This window comes from Capnocytophaga cynodegmi DSM 19736 (assembly GCF_000379185.1).
GTDB lineage: Bacteria > Bacteroidota > Bacteroidia > Flavobacteriales > Flavobacteriaceae > Capnocytophaga > Capnocytophaga cynodegmi.
This window is the reverse complement of sequence record NZ_KB900715.1, coordinates 108,789-127,868: the sequence shown is the minus strand read 5'-3', so window position 1 is coordinate 127,868 and position 19,080 is coordinate 108,789. Positions and strand designations below refer to the sequence as shown.

Annotated in this window: 16 protein-coding genes and 1 other RNA gene; 12 read left to right on the top strand and 5 right to left on the bottom strand. The window is 36.0% G+C overall.

Features of this window, described 5'->3' with window-relative positions:
* The first annotated feature begins 293 nt into the window (after positions 1 to 293).
* From YW9_RS0105860 to YW9_RS0105810, 11 genes are all read left to right on the top strand, one after another.
* On the top strand, positions 294 to 857 hold the full coding sequence (locus YW9_RS0105860) for a hypothetical protein (RefSeq protein ID WP_018279260.1): 564 nt from the start codon (positions 294 to 296) through the stop codon (positions 855 to 857).
* A gap of 23 nt (positions 858 to 880) precedes the next feature.
* Positions 881 to 1,570 carry an LOG family protein gene (locus YW9_RS0105855; RefSeq protein WP_018279259.1) on the top strand — a complete coding sequence of 230 codons (690 nt, stop codon included), beginning with the start codon at positions 881 to 883 and terminating at the stop codon, positions 1,568 to 1,570.
* An 8-nt stretch (positions 1,571 to 1,578) separates the two neighbouring features.
* Positions 1,579 to 1,986 carry a hypothetical protein gene (locus YW9_RS0105850; protein ID WP_013997262.1) on the top strand — a complete coding sequence of 136 codons (408 nt, stop codon included), beginning with the start codon at positions 1,579 to 1,581 and terminating at the stop codon, positions 1,984 to 1,986.
* A 233-nt stretch (positions 1,987 to 2,219) separates the two neighbouring features.
* Positions 2,220 to 2,912, top strand: coding sequence for a DUF6261 family protein (locus YW9_RS0105845; RefSeq protein WP_018279258.1), 693 nt, complete (start codon positions 2,220 to 2,222; stop codon positions 2,910 to 2,912).
* 80 nt (positions 2,913 to 2,992) lie between these two features.
* Positions 2,993 to 5,173, top strand: a complete 2,181-nt coding sequence (locus tag YW9_RS0105840) for a S46 family peptidase (protein ID WP_394356339.1) — start codon at positions 2,993 to 2,995, stop codon at positions 5,171 to 5,173.
* A 158-nt stretch (positions 5,174 to 5,331) separates the two neighbouring features.
* A complete protein-coding gene (gene deoC, locus YW9_RS0105835; RefSeq protein WP_018279256.1) occupies positions 5,332 to 5,991 on the top strand; it encodes a deoxyribose-phosphate aldolase in 660 nt (219 codons plus the stop codon).
* 85 nt (positions 5,992 to 6,076) lie between these two features.
* Entirely contained in the window at positions 6,077 to 6,553 is a 477-nt protein-coding gene (locus YW9_RS0105830; protein WP_018279255.1) for a CvpA family protein, read from the top strand.
* Between the two features lie 518 nt (positions 6,554 to 7,071).
* The gene (locus YW9_RS0105825; protein WP_018279254.1) at positions 7,072 to 8,124 is read left to right on the top strand and encodes an NAD(P)/FAD-dependent oxidoreductase; all 1,053 of its coding nucleotides are present in this window, start codon (positions 7,072 to 7,074) and stop codon (positions 8,122 to 8,124) included.
* Between the two features lie 43 nt (positions 8,125 to 8,167).
* Complete coding sequence (locus tag YW9_RS0105820) at positions 8,168 to 9,271, top strand: hypothetical protein (protein ID WP_026193854.1); 1,104 nt, start codon at positions 8,168 to 8,170, stop codon at positions 9,269 to 9,271.
* A 3-nt stretch (positions 9,272 to 9,274) separates the two neighbouring features.
* Positions 9,275 to 9,604, top strand: coding sequence for a 2Fe-2S iron-sulfur cluster-binding family protein (locus YW9_RS0105815; RefSeq protein ID WP_018279252.1), 330 nt, complete (start codon positions 9,275 to 9,277; stop codon positions 9,602 to 9,604).
* A gap of 78 nt (positions 9,605 to 9,682) precedes the next feature.
* Positions 9,683 to 10,912 carry a BaiN/RdsA family NAD(P)/FAD-dependent oxidoreductase gene (locus YW9_RS0105810; protein ID WP_026193853.1) on the top strand — a complete coding sequence of 410 codons (1,230 nt, stop codon included), beginning with the start codon at positions 9,683 to 9,685 and terminating at the stop codon, positions 10,910 to 10,912.
* A gap of 72 nt (positions 10,913 to 10,984) precedes the next feature.
* On the opposite strand, the gene rny is transcribed toward YW9_RS0105810, so the two are convergent.
* The 5 genes from rny to mfd form a co-directional block, all read right to left on the bottom strand.
* Positions 10,985 to 12,556, bottom strand: a complete 1,572-nt coding sequence (rny, locus tag YW9_RS0105805; RefSeq protein ID WP_018279250.1) for a ribonuclease Y — start codon at positions 12,554 to 12,556, stop codon at positions 10,985 to 10,987.
* 52 nt (positions 12,557 to 12,608) lie between these two features.
* Positions 12,609 to 12,715: non-coding RNA, 6S RNA (gene ssrS / locus YW9_RS13290), on the bottom strand.
* Between the two features lie 60 nt (positions 12,716 to 12,775).
* Positions 12,776 to 13,063, bottom strand: coding sequence for a cell division protein ZapA (locus YW9_RS0105800; RefSeq protein WP_018279249.1), 288 nt, complete (start codon positions 13,061 to 13,063; stop codon positions 12,776 to 12,778).
* An 8-nt stretch (positions 13,064 to 13,071) separates the two neighbouring features.
* Positions 13,072 to 13,311, bottom strand: a complete 240-nt coding sequence (locus YW9_RS0105795) for a hypothetical protein (RefSeq protein WP_316929440.1) — start codon at positions 13,309 to 13,311, stop codon at positions 13,072 to 13,074.
* A 164-nt stretch (positions 13,312 to 13,475) separates the two neighbouring features.
* A complete protein-coding gene (gene mfd / locus YW9_RS0105790; RefSeq protein WP_018279247.1) occupies positions 13,476 to 16,811 on the bottom strand; it encodes a transcription-repair coupling factor in 3,336 nt (1,111 codons plus the stop codon).
* A gap of 287 nt (positions 16,812 to 17,098) precedes the next feature.
* Here mfd and pruA point away from each other — a divergent pair, with 287 nt between their 5' ends.
* Positions 17,099 to 18,724: an L-glutamate gamma-semialdehyde dehydrogenase gene (gene pruA / locus YW9_RS0105780; protein WP_018279245.1), complete on the top strand. Its 1,626-nt coding sequence runs from the start codon at positions 17,099 to 17,101 to the stop codon at positions 18,722 to 18,724.
* Positions 18,725 to 19,080: the final 356 nt, after the last annotated feature.

Sequence of the window (19,080 nt, the reverse complement as noted above, 5' to 3'; positions counted from 1 at the left end):
TATGTAATTTTAGTATTATTAATTTAGTGGGCGAAAGTAATACTTTCTGAGCAATAATAAAAATATCTTTTCAATATTTTTTAAAAAAGGATTTTTACAGACTTTTTTTAGTTCATTTCAAACGAAAGAATTAGATGAATTCCAACCTTTGTTCAATCACCAGTTTTATTTGAAGAGGAAGTTTTGATTTTAAATTTCTGAAGATTTTTTAAAAATACAGCCAAACAAAGTTATTTAAACTACCAGTTTTGAGTCGTTTTTTTATATATTTGCCTCTTTAATTTCAATTTTCTATGAAAAAACTTTTTATTGGTGTTTTTACACTATTAGGATTTGCGGTGGCTCAAGCACAAAATGCAAGTGTTGAAAAAGATATTATTGGCGTTCAAATTGGGTTGTTCGGAGCAAATGCTTACAACGAACACAAACTCTCCGATGCTGTGGCACTGCGTTCACAATTGAGTTTACACGGAGGTTTCTGGACAGGGACAATGTATGAAAAGACAGGCTTTTTGCTAATTCCTGCTGCTTCGCTCGAAGGTAAATGGTACTACGGATTAAATCGTCGTGTGAGGAAAGGAAAAAACACCAAAAATAATAGTGGAAACTATTTTTCACTTCGGGCTGAATATTTCCCTAATTGGTTTATCATCTCCAATTATAATGATATAACTAATAATGATAACTCTATCAGCATAATGCCTACTTTCGGTATTCGTCGTAGTTTTGGTAGAAATTTCAATTATGAATTCAACGTGGGATATGGTTATTCGCAAACACTAGGTAAAAATCCGAATAGCAAAGGAGGGGCCTTTTCGTTGAGCTTTAAAATAGGATACGATTTTTTTAAACGATAAATAAACACTTAAATATACTTTCTATGAATAAAAAACAACATTCTAAAGTTTGGAATGAGATTAAAACCAATGATTCTTGGTCAATTTTTAAAATAATGGGAGAATTCGTAAATGGATACGAAAAACTCAGTGAAATAGGTCCGTGTGTGTCTATTTTTGGTTCTGCTCGTACCAAATCCGATAGCAAATACTACAATTTGGCGGTAGAAATCGCTGAAAAAATCGTGGAGTCGGGCTTTGGAGTAATTACAGGAGGTGGACCCGGTATTATGGAAGCCGGAAATAAAGGAGCACGTAAAGGAAATGGCTCGTCAGTTGGGCTAAATATCGACCTACCTTTTGAACAACACGATAATCCGTATATCGACAGAGATAAAAATTTGAATTTCGATTACTTTTTTGCTCGTAAAGTGATGTTTGTTAAGTATTCACAAGCATTCGTTGTGATGCCAGGAGGATTCGGAACAATGGACGAACTTTTTGAAGCTATCACGCTTATTCAAACTCAAAAAATTGATAAATTCCCGATTATTTTGGTCGGAAGCGAATTTTGGAAAGGACTTGTGGATTGGTTCCAAAAAACACTTTTGGACGAATTTCAAAACATTTCTCCCGAAGATATGTTCCTTTTCAAAGTTGTTGATACAGCAGATGAAGTTGTTGATATTATCGAAAAATTCTATCTAAAATACAATCTTCGACCTAATTTTTAGTAAAACCTATGAAATCAAAATTACCTATTTCCGCAATTGTAGGCACGGTCTCTGTGGTGGTTATCATCATTGTGGTGATGATGTTTGGATTGCCTATTTACAACGTTTGGCAACAAGAAATGGCTGGTAAGGCTGAAATGGCAAAAGCCGAACAAAACCGAAAAATTCTTATTGAAGAAGCCAAAGCTCGACTGGAAGCCGAAAAACTTAATGCTCAGGCCGAAATTGAGAGAGCAAGAGGTATGGCAGAGGCAATGAAAATCGAAAACGGAACGCTCAATTCGGTCTATAATCAGTATTTGTTTATCCGAACGCTCGAAAAATTGGCAGACAAAGGCAATCTTCCGCAGATTATTTATATGCCTTCCGAAGGATTAGTTCCCGTTATGGACGTTTCTAAAAACAAAACAGAATAAGGCATCAATTACGCAAAACAATGCCGTGACTAAATAGTTAAACCTCTGTTTGCGTTGTTTAGATGGATAACTATTTAGTGATGATTATCTAAGGATTGCAGAAAAGTGCAATCATTTAGTTAAAAATTTCTTCCGAAAGAAGATATAAATCACTTTTTAGTCGGAGGCTTCCGCAAGATGAAGCTACTAATGACTAAAAAATCATACACTGAATTAATCAAAATTTATATACAATGAAACGATTATTAACAATAGTACGTGTTTCCGAATTGGCTGATATAGCTCATCGTTTGGTAGGGCTTTTTCACCAAGAAAATGAATTACAAACAGATGCTTTTTTGAAAAATCTGTTTGAGAAAATTGACACACAGGCTACGGCACTTTCGGTGGCTATCAAAAAAGAAGTTGCCGTTTCCAAGTTGGAAGAAGCGGACAATCTGCGTGACGAAACGATTATGAATTTAAGCAACATATTGCTGGGCTATCGCTCGATGCGTTCGCCTGAAATCCGTGAAAGTGCCGAAAAACTATATGCTGTTTTTGACCGTTACGGAACGAAAATCACACGTGAAAACTACTCGAGCGAATCGGCACATATCGAATCGCTTTTACGAGATTTTTCCGCCACCGAGTTGCAAGAAGCTATCGGAAAACTTTTGGGAGTATCCGATACAATAGAAGAGCTTCGCACCCGTCAGACGGCTTTTCATACCGAGCGAATGGCGTATGAAAAGTCCGTTTCCGAACAAGAATTCGACGAGTCGGCAACAGCTCTGAAAAAACCTTTATTGGGGCTTATCAATACAAAATTGATTAGTTATCTGGCTGCTTTACAGGAAGAAAGTACTTACACTAACTTCTCGAAAGTGGTTTCACAAGTAATTGATGATGCCAATACAACCATCAATCGCCGAGGGAAAAAGTAGCTTTTTTGTACTTAATTGTAGGTATAACTAACCTATTCATACTGAAAAACATAAAAAATAAATCAATGACGATACAAATGATGAAATATGTAAAACTTTTATTACTATTTTGCTCAGTTTCGCTCTATGCACAACAGGGCGGAATGTGGATTCCTTCGCTTTTGGAGGGAATGAACGAAAAAGAAATGAAATCGCTGGGAATGAAGATGTCAGCAGCAGATATTTACAGCGTGAACCATTCTTCACTTAAAGATGCGGTGCCGCACTTTGATGGCGGTTGTACTTCCGAGGTAATTTCTCCAAAGGGGTTGTTACTTACCAATCATCACTGCGGATATGGCGAAATTCAGTCGCACTCCACGGTTGAAAACGATTATTTGGCAAATGGCTTCTGGGCGAAAACTCTTGCCGAAGAATTGCCTAACCCTGGCGTGAGCGTTACGTTTATCGTTCGTATTGAAGATGTTACGGCTACTATTGTCAAAGGTACAGAAAATCTTTCTGTTGAAAGCGAAAAAGCCAAAATCATCGAAAAAAACATCGCTGAATTGGTGAAAACATCACCCAAAGAGGCGTGGCAGGAAAATCGCGTACGAGCTTTCTATAACGGAAATCAATATATTTTGTTCGTGGTAGAAAACTTTAAAGATGTGCGTTTGGTAGGAGCTCCGCCGTCTTCTATCGGAAAATTTGGCTCAGATACAGACAATTGGGTGTGGCCACGACATACGGGAGACTTTGCTCTTTTCCGCATCTATGCCGATAAGAATAATCGTCCTGCCGAGTATTCCAAAGACAACGTACCTTACACGCCTAAGCATTATTTTCCAATTTCGTTGGACGGCATCTCCGAAGATGACTTCACGATGGTTTTCGGTTACCCAGGACGTACGCAAGAATACCTTCCAGCAGTTGCTGTTCAGCAAATTGTTGATGTATTGAACCCAGCAAAAATCGGAATTCGTGATGTGGTGTTGAAAGTACAAGACGGGTATATGCGTAAAGACCAAGCCATTAAGATTAAATATGCTTCTAAATACGCACGAGTAGCAAACTATTGGAAAAAATGGATTGGAGAGAGTCAAGGTTTGAAAAAATCAGGGGCGGTAGCTTTAAAGAAAAAGCAAGAAAGCATCTTCCAAAATAATGTTGAAAAGGCTGGAAAATCGGCAGCGTATGGGCATTTACTTTCCGATTTTGCTAAAAAATATCAAGAAATTGAGCCGTATGCCTTAGCTAATGATTTATTTAGTGAATTTGCATTGAGAAATATTGATTTTCTTACCAATGGGTATCGCATTTGGCAATTGCAAAACGTTTTGCAAAATCGTGGTGTACAATCGTTTGAAGATAGAAAAAAGAATTTACAATCTACTTTCAAAGGTGTGTTTAAGGATTATGAAAAGTCGGTAGATAAAGATGTTTTTGAAAAAGCGGTAGTTTTTTATGCACAGCATATGCCGAAGCAATTCCTAACCGAAAAGTTACAAAATTTTGATGCAAAAACATTGGCGGAAAGCCTTTACGAAAAGTCATTGTTAGCCACCGAAGCAGGAGTAGAAAAATTGCTTACTGCTTCGCCTGAAACCTTTGAGGAATTGGTAAAAAATGATGTGGGAATGCAGTTCGTTTCCGAGCTGATAAATAGTTTTGCGAAAGAGGTTGCCCCAACTTATGGGCGTTTGAATGCGGATATTGAGGCTTTGCAACGTACGTATATGAAAGCTATTTTGGAGTTTTCAAAGCCTGAGGATAGAATTTTCCCTGATGCAAATAGTACATTGCGTGTTACTTACGGAAAAGTAAAAGGATATGCCCCTGCCGATGCGGTATATTATAGCCCTGTGACCTATTTGGAAGGTGTGATGGAAAAATACGTTCCGAACGATTACGAATTTGATGTTCCGCAGAAATTACGTGACTTGTATGAGAAGAAAGATTTTGGAGCTTACGCCGACAAGAACGGAAAAATGCCTGTTTGCTTCATCGCTACCAATCATACCACAGGCGGAAATTCGGGAAGTCCTGCTGTTGATGCACACGGAAATCTCATCGGGCTTAATTTCGACCGCGTTTGGGAAGGTACAATGAGCGACATTCATTACGACCCTGAAATTTGTCGTAATATTATGGTGGATATTCGTTATGTTCTATTCATCATCGATAAATATGCAGGAGCAAAACACCTCGTTGACGAGATGAAATTGGTACATCCGAAGAAAAGTACTTCTTCTAAAAAGTCAAAGAAAAGACGTAAATAAAATGTTTGTATAAAATTACGAGAGCTTTCGTGTTAATTAATACGGAAGCTCTCGTTTTGTGTTACTAAAAAATAGCTTTTTTCTTTGTTTATATTGTTCAAAAAAGTAATAAATCGTAACTTTGCGAAGTTTAATTTTTTAAAAAATATACAACAAATATGAAACTAAATAAATTTATTGACCACACACTTCTGAAAGCTAATGCAACTATTTCAGAAATTGAAACACTTTGTAAAGAAGCTGTTACGTATGATTTTTTCTCTGTTTGCGTGAATAGTGCATTTGTGCCGTATGCTAAAGATTTTTTAAAAGGTACAGATGTTAACGTATGTAGTGTTGTTGGTTTTCCTTTGGGAGCTATGAGTTTGAAATCCAAAGTTTTTGAAACAGAACAAGCTCTTGCAGATGGGGCAAATGAAATAGATATGGTAATTAATGTGGGACTTTTAAAATCGGGAGAGGTTGATAAAGTTCGCGAAGAAATTGTTCAAATTAAGAAAGCTTGTGGAAATAATGTGCTGAAAGTGATTTTAGAAACTTGCTATCTTACCGATGAAGAAAAGAAATTAGCTTGTAAACTATCTGTAGAGGCAGGTGCTGATTTTGTGAAAACTTCTACAGGATTTGGAACAGGAGGAGCAACTCTTTCGGACGTTCAGCTTATGAAAGAAGCCGTAAACGGAAAGGCTAAGATTAAAGCTTCAGGAGGGGTTCGAGATTTTCAAACAGCAAAACAATACATTGATTTGGGAGTAGAACGCATCGGAACTTCCAACGGAATTGCCATTGTCACGGGAGGTACAGGAACAGGATATTAAATTGATATTGTTAGAAATATGATAATTTAAGGAGTTATTCTATAATTTCTAAATTATCATATTTTCGTTTTTACAATAAAACGTTATGAATACAGTAGATATTATATTATTGATTTTTTTAGGTTTTGGCTTAATTCGAGGTCTTTGGAGAGGAGTTATTATTGAGTTGGCTTCGCTACTTGCTATTGTATTAGGAATTTACGGAGCGATTCATTTTTCGTTCTATGTCGCTGGGATTTTGAATCAGCATTTGTCGTTGGATAAGTCCACAACAGAAGCTGTTTCATTCGCTTTTATATTGGTGCTTATTATGTTGATTGTGATGTTGTTGGCGAAGTTACTTACGAAGGTTGTGGAGTCAGTTTCTTTAGGGTTTTTGAATAGATTAGCTGGTGGAATTTTTGGTGTTTTAAAGGTGACTATTATCGCTGGTTCATTGTTTTTGATGCTTGAAAAAACGTGGCAGATAACGAAATGGATACCTGAAAAAACATTGCAGAATTCTGTGCTTTACGAACCTATAAAAAGTGTAGGGGAGTTGTTCTACAAAAATATTTTTTAAGTGGAAGTTTTGTTTATTTCTGAAAATAAAAGCTAATTAAATGTTAAAAATGTTTTTTTGTTGATTATATTTAGTAATGTAGCTTGAAAATACTGAAATGAATATGTATATTTGCGGAGGTTTATCGTTATCTGAGGAGTTAAATTTGACTCAAGTAAAGAACTACTCTTATCAATCTTAAAATTATACAGATATTGAAAAAGAGTATATTCGCAGATAAAATGCAGAAAATAATTTTTTGGGAAGTGATGTTGTGAGATGGGGATAGGCAGTATTTTTTGGACTTTCCCAAAGCCAAGATAAAAGAATAATACTTCATATTTGCCACGCAACTGTGGTTATTTTTTAAGACAAGTTTTTCAGAAGTTTGTCTTTTCTTCCTAAATTCTTAATTCTGTTATGTTTATAAAATGACTGAAAGAAAAAATTGAGTTTTTCTGAAAGCTGAAAAATATTTTTGAATATAAATTATTGAAATAAAGTTGCTTAGCATAATACAGAGATTTTTTGTATAAAAAATGAAAGAAACAGATATAATTATCGTAGGAGCAGGGCCTACAGGGCTTTTTGCGGTATTTGAAGCAGGATTACTGAAGTTAAAGTGCCATTTAATAGACACATTGCCACAACCAGGAGGGCAGTTAGCAGAGTTATATCCTAAAAAGCCAATTTTCGATATTCCTGGTTATCCGAGTGTGGGAGCGGGTGAACTTATTGATAATTTGATGGAGCAAATCAAGCAATTTCAGCCTGAATTCACGCTTTCTGAAACTGCTGAAACCATTGACAAGAATGAGGATGGAACTTTTGTAGTAACTACTAATAAAGGAACAAAGATTAAAGGAAAAGCTGTAGCTATTGCAGGAGGTTTGGGTACTTTTGAACCACGTAAACCAGAATTGAGTAACCTTGCAGAGTATGAAGAAAAAGGATTAGAATATTTTGTAAGAAATCCAGAGCAGTATGCAGGGAAGCGTGTGGTAATTGCAGGAGGAGGAGATTCTGCTTTAGATTGGAGTATTTATCTGGCAAATATTGCAAAATCAGTGACTTTGGTTCATCGCCGAAATGAGTTTCGTGGAGCATTGGATTCCGTTGAAAAAGTGAAAGTACTTAAAGATGCAGGTAAAATCAATTTGATGACTCCTTGCGAAGTGGTCGAAATTAAAGGCAACGGAAAGGTGGAATCACTTGTTTTGGAGAAAGAAGGAGTTCAGCAAGAAATAGAAACCGATTATTTTATTCCATTGTTTGGGCTTACTCCTAAGTTGGGGCCTATTGCTAACTGGGGATTAGAAATCGAAAAGAATGCTATTAAAGTAAATAATGCCCTTGATTACCAAACAAATATAGAAGGAATTTATGCTATTGGGGATATTAATACATATCCAGGTAAGCTGAAATTAATCCTTTGCGGATTTCACGAAGCTACATTGATGTGTCAAAGCATTTATAATCGATTGAATCCAGGGAAAAAATACGTTCTTAAATATACAACTGTGGCGGGTGTTGATGGCTTCGATGGAAGTCGAAAAGAAGCCGAAAAAGCCGTCGTAAAATCGATAGAGTAAAAAAAATTGAAAAGCATATAGTACTAACGAAAGATTGATGATGATGAGAAAAATAAACAAATGCTACTTATTTGCCCTATTATTAACAATAAGCATAAGTACACTACAAGCTCAAACAGATACAATAAGCCCTAAGAGATTATCCCTAAAAGGGAAAGTTAAGAAAATTGAAGATTTTTCCTACTTTTTGGAAGCAAATCCAAAAGGAAAGAGAACAATTGATGGGAAAAGGTATAATATTTATCCTTTTGTAGAAGATTGGAATATAGAGAAAAACGAGTCAAAGTACACAAAAACAAATATTTCTTGTGAATTTGACAGAACAGGAAAAAACACCAATCTAGTTACCTATTATGCAGAGGGCAATCCTTTCAAAGAAGCCAATTTTGTGTATGATTTGGGAGGAAAATTGATTAAAAGTCAAACGAACATTAAAGTCTCCGACGGAAGTTTTGTAGTTAACAAAAAGTATGTCTACGATGATAATAAACGTTTGGTGAAAATTGATGAACACGATGGAAATCAGTTGCTTAAATCAGTTGTTTTTGCCTATGATAAGTTAGGGAATTGCATTGAAAAAAGCAAAAAAATGGAGATGCCTTTATCCTTTGAAGAGCAAATACAGGTTATTGAAAATCAAAAAGATTTTTCGGAGCGGACATCTATGGAGTATGTCAAAAAAGAAACCTATCAATACAACAAAGCAGGAAAGGTTACTCTTTCAGAAAAATCTTTTCCAGAACAGAAGGTTTTTTTAAGAACTGAAAATGAATACGATAAGAAAAATAAATTGATTAGGGCGAAGTTCTTAAATGAAGAAAATGAGGAAACAAATTGTTCTTATCAGTATGATGAAAAGGGGAGGTTGAAACAAACCATTTGCACGGCGAAAGATAATACCGATTTTTATTTGGAAATGAATATCGTTTATAAGCCGTCAGGAAAAGTAGAAACCATAAAAACAAGAACTGATGTGATTTCTAAAAAAGTGTTTGATGAAAATGGGTTACTCAAATTGCACAGAACTTCAGAATTTGATCATAAGTACAGGTATTCTTTCGACAGAAAAGGAAATTGGAAAGAAGCTGTCCTTTATGAGAATGGAATTCCTACCAAAATCAGAGTCCGAAAAATAGAATATTATTAAAAAATGAGTGATATAACACTTAAAATAACAGACCGAGATGGCGTGTCGCACGAATTGAAAGCTCCTACGGATATGAGTATGAATTTGATGGAGGTAATGAGGGCTTATGAAATTGCTCAAGATGGAGAAATAGGTGTTTGTGGAGGTATGGCAATGTGTGCGTCGTGTCAATGTTATGTGCAAAACGATGTGTTGTTGCCAGAAAAATCTGATGAAGAAGAGGCAATGTTATTTGAAGCATACCACGTGCAAGAAAATAGCAGATTGGGTTGCCAGATTCTCATCACAGAGGAAATAGATGGGTTGGAGGTGATTTTAGCACCTTATCCATAGTAGATTAAATTTTTCATAGTTTAAATGGGGGCGAATTTTGGTTCGCCCTTGTTTGTTGATGTAATTTTTGATAGAAATATGTACGATATATTAGTTATAGGAGGCGGTGCGGCAGGTTTTTTTACGGCAATTAATTCTGCGGAGAAGAATCCTTCTTTGAAAATTGCCATTTTGGAGAAAGGCAAAGATGTACTCACTAAGGTGCGAATTTCAGGTGGAGGACGTTGTAATGTAACACACGCCGAGTTCATTCCTCAGAATTTAGTGAAAAATTATCCACGAGGAGAAAAAGAACTTTTAAGTCCTTTTCATCGTTTTATGTGTGGCGATGTTATGGAATGGTTTGAAAGTAGGGGAGTTACGTTGAAAACTGAAGATGACGGACGGGTATTCCCTGCTTCCAATACATCTGAAACGATTATAAAATGTTTTCTTGAACAAGCTAAATTACATAAAGTAGAACTATTTACTGAACAAAATGTGACCGATTTTCATTATAATGAAAAATTCTGGGAAATAAGGACAACAAAACAAAAGTTTTTGGCTCGAAAATTGGTTGTAACAACGGGCAGTAATCCAAAAATTTGGAAAATTCTAACTTCTTTGGGGCATACGATTGTGGAGCCTGTACCTTCTCTATTTACATTTAATACGTCGGATAGTTTCATAAAAAAATTAGCAGGAATTGCAGTTAATGCAGAGGTCTTACTACGAGATAGGGAAAATAAAAGTTTGAAAATTAAAAATATATCTCCTGTTCTTATCACTCATTGGGGATTTAGTGGTCCTGCTATTTTGAAATTGTCTGCTTGGGGAGCAAGAATATTGGCAGAACAAAATTATCAGTGTATTTTGGAGGTAAATTGGCTCGTTCAAGGTGAAGAAACTCTTAATCAGGAGGAAACTTTACTTATTTTACAAGAAACTAAAGAAAAACAAGCTCGAAAAATGTTGCAGAATACACCATTATTTCAACTTCCTAAACGATTATGGGGTAATTTGTTACAGAAATCAGGGGTTTCTCCCAATGAGCTTTGGTCAGATTTAAGTAAGGTACAACTTCGTTTTTTAGCGGAAACACTGACCTGTTCACGGTTTATGATTGACGGAAAATCTGTTTTTAAAGAAGAGTTTGTAACAGCAGGAGGTGTTTTACTCTCTGAAATAAATTTTAAAACATTTGAAAGTAAGTTGTTGAAAGATTTGTATTTGGCAGGAGAAGTGATTGATGTTGATGCTATCACAGGCGGATTTAACTTTCAAAATGCGTGGACTGGGGCTTATTTGATATCTGAGGCTATCAGTTGATTTGAAAGTAAAACAGCCCATTTCTTATAAAAAAACAGGCTGTTTCCGCTTTAATAACTATGAAAACAAAACTTATTTAGCAATATTTACGGCTCTTGTTTCTCTAATAACAGTGATTTTTACCTGTCCTGGGTAAGTCATATCTGTTTGGATTTTTTGTGAAAGATTGAATGACAATTCAGCAGCTTTATCGTCGCTAACTTTTTCACTTTCAACAATTACACGTAATTCACGTCCGGCTTGAATAGCATATGCTTTTTTAACTCCTTGGAAAGAAAAAGCAGCGTCTTCCAAATCTTTCAAACGTTGAATATATGAATCTAATACTTGGCGACGAGCTCCCGGTCTTGCTCCACTAATAGCATCACAAACTTGAACGATAGGTGAAAGTAGTGAAGTCATTTCAATTTCGTCGTGGTGAGCTCCAATAGCATTACAAACTTCAGGTTTTTCTCCATATTTTTCAGCCCATTCCATACCTAATATAGCGTGAGGTACCTCAGTTTCAACCTGTGGAACTTTCCCAATATCGTGCAATAATCCAGCGCGTTTTGCAAGTTTTACGTTCAATCCTAATTCAGCAGCCATCAGTCCACATAACCTTGCCACCTCACGTGAGTGTTGAAGCAGATTTTGCCCGTATGAGGAGCGATATTTCATACGTCCAACACATTTAACAAGTTCTGGGTGTAGTCCGTGTATCCCTAAGTCAATCACAGTACGTTTACCAATTTCCACTATTTCATCTTCAATTTGTTTAGTTGTTTTCTCAACAACCTCTTCAATACGAGCAGGGTGGATACGTCCGTCCGTAACCAATTTATGTAGTGAAAGTCGTGCGATTTCTCTGCGGACAGCATCAAAACAAGATAAAATAATAGCTTCAGGAGTGTCATCTACAATAATTTCAACACCAGTTGCCGCCTCCAAAGCACGAATGTTTCGACCTTCACGTCCAATGATACGTCCTTTTATATCATCTGATTCTAAGTTGAAAACAGAAACACAATTGTCAATTGCTTCTTCTGTTCCTATTCTTTGTATGGTGTTGATAATTATTTTTTTAGCTTCTTGTCGAGCGGTTAATTTGGCCTCTTCTATGGTACTTTGAATGTAAGCCATTGCATCGGCTTGAGCTTCACTTTTTAGTGAATCTGTAAGTTGTGTTTTTGCTTCCTCTGCTGAAAGTCCAGAGATAAGTTCTAACTGTTTTACTTGGTTTTTGTGTAAACGCTCAATTTCTTCTTGTTTTTTGTCAATGTTTTGTAAGCGTTGTTCAACATCTTTGTTTTTATTGTCTAACTCTTCTTTAAGACGTTTGTTTTGAGCTAATTCGTTAGAAACCTGTGATTCTTTATCACGAATGCGTTTTTCGGCTTCTGCCATTTTCTTGTCTTTACTCGCAATTACTTTTTCGTGTTCAGATTTCAGTTCTAAGAATTTCTCTTTTGCTTGTAAAATTTTATCTTTTTTGATGTTTTCAGCTTCATTTTTAGCGTCTTTCAGTAGTGTAGAGGCTTCTGTTTGAGCATTTGAAATAATTTTTGAAGCATTTTTCTTTTCTAATACTTTTGCAATTGCAAACCCGATGACTAATCCAAAGATGGCTGCAATAACAATTCCTAATATAAGTGTCGTTGTCATTTGTTAATAAAAAATTATATATAAAAAAAGCCTACATTGATAAGAGTTTTGTAAACTCCTAAAAACAGGTTTAGGGCTACTGAGTTGGTCAAGTATCCGTTCTAGGACGGCTCGCTTTAACAACTCCACTTACCCTTTATTAGGTTGTAAATGTTGAGTTTACTAAAAAGTGCAATCAATGTAGGCAGTAACTTTGCTATTCTAAAGAACTTATTTTATTTAAATAATGGAATCCATTATTCTACTAATATTTTCCAATTTTTCTTTGATTGTTAAATCTTGGTTATTTTCATCAATCTTAGTTTGCTCAATTTTTGTTGCTAAAACAATGGTACACATTGCCAAAGCGTCTCTTTTATCTTTCAATTCGTAGTTTCGTTCAAAATTATGAATCATCTCATTAATCTCCTTTGCAGCTTTTCTGAATCCTTCTTCTTGCTGAGGCTCAATAACCAACGGATAAACTCTGTCAGCTATAGAAAGCTTTATTTTCAAGGTGTCATTCATTATTGAAACTATTTTGAAAGCTGAGCGATACAAGTATCAATCTCGCGAATTAAAGAGTTTATTTTTAATTTCGCTTTTGCTTTATCTTCATTACTGCCAAGAATACTATTTGCAATTTTTGCGGCTTCATTTTTTTCTTTCCAAACTAAAACTTCCCTTTCTAAATTTTCTTTTTCTTTGGTAAGAATTTCTATTGTTTGGTTAAGTTTTTGATTTTCAGATTTTAATTCATCTACTTTTTCTTTCAAAGAAGTCGCTTTTTCCTCAAGTAACTCCACCAAATTACTTATGTTATTCATTGCAAATTCTTTAATATTCTCTGGTTTGCAAAGTTAAAACAGAAATATGTAAAAAACAATTTTTTAATCAACTAATTACTTTCGTAGTTGAGTTTATCATTTATTTATGAATTTTATTTTTCAAGTAATCGCATAATATTTAAAGCTTTATCTATTGAGGTTATGCCTTCAAAGATAAGCAACAACCGTAGTCCGTTGCGGGTTTCTTTTTCTTGCATTCTGCATCGGTCGGGGTGGCGTTGCACAAATTGCAATACTTTTTGAAAACGAGAACTTTGATAAAACGGACTTTCTTGGTCGGAAATGAAATATCCTGTCATTTTTCCGTTTTTCATTACTAATTTTTCGATTCCCATTTTGGTCGCAAACCATTTCAGACGTACGCTATTGAGCAAATCGACAGCCTGAGGAGGCAACTGACCAAAGCGGTCAATCAGATTCTTTTCGTAGGTTAGTAAATCGGCTTCCGAACTGATGTTACTTAGCTCATTGTAAAGATTTAATCGTTCCGCAACTCGGTTTACGTAAGTATCCGGAAATAAAAGCTCAAAATCACTATCAATTTGTGTGTCATTCAGATATGATTTGTCTTCTTCCTTCGTTTGATACAATTCCGAAAACTCGTTTTCTTTCAGCTCCACGATGGCTTCTTGCAAAATCTTCTGATAGGTTTCAAACCCGATTTCGTTAATGAAACCGCTTTGCTCTCCACCAAGTAAATCACCCGCTCCTCGTATTTCCAAATCCTTCATCGCAATATTGAATCCGCTTCCTAAGTCCGAAAACTGAGCAATGGCTTGTATTCGTTTACGAGCATCATCGCTCATCGCTACAAACGGAGGTGTGATGAAATAACAGAAGGCTTTTTTGTTGCTTCTCCCCACACGTCCACGCATTTGATGTAGGTCAGACAAGCCAAAATTATGAGCGTTATTGATGAAAATCGTGTTGGCATTAGGTACATCTAAACCACTCTCGATGATGGTCGTTGCTACCAAAACGTCATAAGCTCCGTCCATAAAGGCAAGCATCGTTTCCTCGAGTTTTTTGCCGTCCATTTGCCCGTGACCTACGGCTATTTTGGCATCGGGAACGAGTCGTTGTAGCATTCCTGCCACTTCACGGATATTTTCCACTCGATTATTGATGAAAAATACTTGTCCGCCTCGCTGAATTTCGTAAGCAACGGCATCACGGATAATTTCTTCATTGAAATGGATAACTTGACTATCAATAGGATATCGATTTGGTGGAGGTGTATTGATTACTGACAAATCCCTTGCTGCCATCAAGCTGAATTGTAATGTTCTTGGAATTGGAGTTGCCGTAAGTGTCAGTACATCAAGGTTTTCTTTTAGTGTTTTGAGTTTGTCTTTCACACCCACACCGAATTTTTGCTCCTCATCAACGATTAGAAGCCCTAAATCTTTGTACTTAACACTTTCATTTACAATTTGATGTGTCCCGATGATGATGTCTAGCGAACCTTTGGCGAGTTCTTCCAGAATGTTTTTTTTCTCTTTTGCCGTTCGGAATCGATTTAAGTAATCAATCCTCACTGGAAAATCTTTCATTCTGTTACTAAATGTCTGATAATGTTGAAATGCCAAAATGGTTGTAGGCACCAAAACGGCTACTTGTTTTCCGTTATCAACCGCTTTAAAGGCTGCCCGAATAGCAACTTCCGTTTTTCCAAAGCCAACATCGCCACAAACGAGCCTATCCATTGGTTTGGGACTTTCCATATCGGCTTTAACTTCGGCAGTAGCTTTGCTTTGGTCGGGCGTATCTTCGTAAAGAAATGAGGCTTCCAATTCGTTTTGCAGATAACTGTCGTGAGCAAAAGCGAAACCGCTAGATTCTTTTCGCTTGGCATACAATTGAATAAGGTTGAAGGCGATTTCTTTAACCCGAGCTTTTGTCTTCTGTTTCAGGGCTTTCCACGCTCCCGAACCCAGTTTGTAAATCTTCGGAGGTTTGCCGTCTTTGCCGTTGTATTTCGTAATTTTATGCAAGGAATGAATGCTGACAAAAAGTACATCGCGGTCGCCATAGATAAGTTTGATGGCTTCCTGCATTTTGCCTTCTACTTCAATTTTTTGTAATCCTGCAAACTTTCCGATGCCGTGGTCGATATGCGTAACATAATCACCAACAGTGAGTTGAGTAAGTTCTTTAAGCGTAATGGCTTGTTTTTTAGCATATCCATTTTTTAGGTGAAACTTATGATAACGTTCAAAAATTTGATGGTCGGTAAAGACGTTGATTTTATTGTCCGAATCCACAAATCCGCTGTGTAGCGATAAAATGGCGGTTTGATAATGCACTTTTTGTTCCATTTCTTTGAAAATATCATCAAAACGCTTTGCTTGTTGCTCGGTGGAACAAATAATGTAATTGGTAAAACCTTCTTCGTGTTTTTCGTTTAAATAGCTGATTAATAGTTCAAATTGCTTATTGAATGCAGGTTGTGGATTAGTTCTAAAAACGATTTTTTCTGAAGAAAATAATGAGTTTGCTCCCGTAAAAATGGATTGAAAAGAGCCGATACGTTCCAAAAGTTCATTACTTTGACAGAAAAGCACTTCAGGAGCAATATGTTTAACTTCGTTCGATAGTTTTTCGTAAATTTCAACGGATTTATTGAATAATTTATCGATTTTTTGAGGAAAACTGTCAATATCTTTGGCGATAAAAAGCGTTTTTTCCGAAATGTATTCCAAAATGGACTGCCTTACTTCTTCATTTTCCTTATTTTCGATGTTTGGAATAATCGTGATTTTTGATAATTGTTGTGTAGAAAGCTGTGTTTCAACATCAAAAGTTCGGATACTTTCGATTTCATTGCCGAAAAACTCAATGCGATAAGGTTCGTTGTTCGAGAAAGAAAAAACATCGACAATACCACCACGAACTGAAAATTCCCCAGGTTCAGTGACGAAATCTGTTCGGTTGAAGTTGTAGGTGAAAAGCATTTCATTGAGGAAGTCCAAAGATAAAGAGTCTCCTTTTTTAATTTTTAAAGTGTTCTTCTCGAGTTGTTTGCGAGTAATTACCTTTTCAAAAAGAGCCTCAGGATAACTCACCACAATCAAAGGCGTTTGATGTGAACCCAATCGGTTTAACACTTCGGCACGAAGCAGAACATTGGCGTTATCCGTGTCTTCAATCTGATACGGACGGCGGTAGCTATCAGGGAAAAATATTACCTGCTCATCGCCTAGTAGGCTTTCCAAATCATTCAGAAAATACGCTGCTTCTTCTTTGTCCGAAAGCATCACAAACAAATTTCGCTTCGTGTTTCGGAAAAGATTGGCAATGACAAATGATAATGAAGCTCCTGATAAATGGTTGATAGTTAAACAACGTTCGCCTTCGTTTATTTTTGAAAGCAATTCGGTATATGATGTGTTTTCAGAGGTCTTTTGAAGAATAGGATTCGTTTTCACAAAAATTTTTCTGCAAAATTACTATTTATTTTTCAGAATGAAACAAAGAGAAATTAGTTTTTGTCTGGAAAATACAGAAGATTAAGACGCATTTTGGGATTTTCTTAAACGATTTTTCGCAAATTATTTTCTTTTTTATATGCTTAAAAAACAGATAATTTCAAAAACAATGTTTCTTTTTTTTGCGGTTTGTGTTTTTTTCTTAACTTAGCCGAAACAAATAAAAACGTGAAAGAAAAGATTTGATTACTTTTACGTAATTTCATCAATTTAAAATAGTAATAACAATGGGAAAAGGATTTTTTAAAGTGCCAAAGGCTGTGAACGAGCCTGTAAAATCATATGCCAAAGGAACACCTGAAAGAGAGGCAGTTCTGAAAGCATATAAAGAACTCTGGAACAATTCCGTAGATGTTCCTTTGTATATCGGGGCAGACCAAATCAGAACGGGGAAAACTAAAAATATGATTGCTCCGCACGACCATCAGCACGTGGTAGGCACATATCATCTTGCGGAAAAACAACACGTAGAGAAAGCAATTGCAACTGCTTTGGAGGCTCGTAAGAAATGGGCAGCACTTCCTTGGCAAGAGAGAGCGTCCATATTTTTAAAAGCAGCCGAACTCATTGCGGGACCTTATCGAGCAAAAATCAATGCCGCTACAATGATTGCACAATCCAAAACAATTCATCAGGCGGAAATTGACTCGGCTTGTGAACTTATCGACTTTCTTCGGTTCAACGTAGAATTTATGGCAAATATCTACAACGACCAACCAATATCATCAGAAGGAATTTGGAATAGAGTGGAATATCGTCCGTTGGAAGGATTTGTATATGCAGTTACACCTTTCAACTTTACAGCCATCTCAGGAAATCTACCAGCCAGTGCCGCTCTGATGGGGAACGTAGTAATTTGGAAGCCAAGTAACGCCCAAGTATTTTCGGCCAACGTAATTATGGAAATTTTTAAAGAGGCTGGACTTCCTGACGGGGTAATCAACTTTATTAACGGCGACGCTGCAATGATAACCGAAACATTGTTGGCAAGTCCCTATTTCGCTGGAATTCATTTTACAGGGTCAACAGGTGTGTTCCAAGATATCTGGAAAAAAATAGGTAATAACATACATAATTATAAGACCTATCCGAAAATAGTAGGCGAAACTGGAGGTAAAGATTTCATCGTTGCACATCCGTCGGCAATTTCTAAACAAGTGGCAACGGCAATCACACGTGGGGCATTCGAGTTTCAAGGGCAAAAATGTTCAGCAGCATCGCGGGTATATCTTCCCAAATCGAAAGCTGATGAAATTTTGAATTTTGTTAAAGAAGATGTACAATCTTTCAAAATGGGGTCACCAGAGGATATGGAAAACTTTATTACTGCCGTGATTCACGAAAGTTCGTTCGATAAATTAGTTAAGTATATAGACCAAGCGAAAAAAGACAAGGACGCTGAAGTATTTGTTGGGGGTAACTACGATAAATCGAAAGGATACTTTATTGAACCTACCGTTATTGTAACTACAAATCCGAAATATACAACAATGGAAACGGAGCTTTTTGGTCCGGTGGTTACAGTATATGTATATGACGATAATAAATGGGAAGAAACACTCAAATTAGTAGATGAAACTTCTGAGTATGCACTTACAGGGGCTGTTTTCTCACAAGATAGATACGCTCTTAACCAAGCAATCAAGGTATTGGAAGATGCAGCTGGTAATTTCTATATCAATGACAAGCCGACTGGAGCTGTGGTAGGGCAACAACCTTTCGGTGGAGCCAGAGCATCAGGAACTAATGATAAAGCAGGTTCAGCTCAAAACTTATTGCGTTGGGTTTCTCCTCGATTGATTAAAGAAACCTTTGTTCCGCCTGTAGATTATCGTTATCCGTTTTTAGGTTAAGAAATCTCGAATAATAAATCTTTGTCAGAAAACTATTTTGACAAAGATTTATTTTTATAAAAGAATAATGTATTTAGAAGTATATTTTCTATACTATAGAAAAAGTATTCTGAAAATTAAGATGATTACTTTTTAATGTGATAGTGAGATTAAAACTATAAAATAATTTTCTCAAATTGAGTGAATGAAAAATGAGTTGTGTAAATGAAATCTCATATCGAGAAAATATAAATTGTAGTTTTTTAATTTTTTACTCTTCTTTGTTTTTGTTAATTTTGTTGTTGTTTAGCTAATTACAAAAGAAGATTTTTAAAATAAATTTTTGTGTATAATTTTTCAAAGTGAGATGTGTTTGT

Coding starts and splice junctions, on each gene's coding strand:
- YW9_RS0105815 (WP_018279252.1), top strand. CDS start 9,275: ATGAGTGATATAACACTTAAAATAACAGACCGAGATGGCGTGTCGCAC.
- deoC (WP_018279256.1), top strand. CDS start 5,332: ATGAAACTAAATAAATTTATTGACCACACACTTCTGAAAGCTAATGCA.
- YW9_RS0105830 (WP_018279255.1), top strand. CDS start 6,077: ATGAATACAGTAGATATTATATTATTGATTTTTTTAGGTTTTGGCTTA.
- YW9_RS0105800 (WP_018279249.1), bottom strand. CDS start 13,063: ATGAATGACACCTTGAAAATAAAGCTTTCTATAGCTGACAGAGTTTAT.
- YW9_RS0105810 (WP_026193853.1), top strand. CDS start 9,683: ATGTACGATATATTAGTTATAGGAGGCGGTGCGGCAGGTTTTTTTACG.
- rny (WP_018279250.1), bottom strand. CDS start 12,556: ATGACAACGACACTTATATTAGGAATTGTTATTGCAGCCATCTTTGGA.
- YW9_RS0105845 (WP_018279258.1), top strand. CDS start 2,220: ATGAAACGATTATTAACAATAGTACGTGTTTCCGAATTGGCTGATATA.
- YW9_RS0105850 (WP_013997262.1), top strand. CDS start 1,579: ATGAAATCAAAATTACCTATTTCCGCAATTGTAGGCACGGTCTCTGTG.
- YW9_RS0105860 (WP_018279260.1), top strand. CDS start 294: ATGAAAAAACTTTTTATTGGTGTTTTTACACTATTAGGATTTGCGGTG.
- pruA (WP_018279245.1), top strand. CDS start 17,099: ATGGGAAAAGGATTTTTTAAAGTGCCAAAGGCTGTGAACGAGCCTGTA.
- YW9_RS0105840 (WP_394356339.1), top strand. CDS start 2,993: ATGAAATATGTAAAACTTTTATTACTATTTTGCTCAGTTTCGCTCTAT.
- YW9_RS0105825 (WP_018279254.1), top strand. CDS start 7,072: ATGAAAGAAACAGATATAATTATCGTAGGAGCAGGGCCTACAGGGCTT.
- YW9_RS0105820 (WP_026193854.1), top strand. CDS start 8,168: ATGAGAAAAATAAACAAATGCTACTTATTTGCCCTATTATTAACAATA.
- YW9_RS0105855 (WP_018279259.1), top strand. CDS start 881: ATGAATAAAAAACAACATTCTAAAGTTTGGAATGAGATTAAAACCAAT.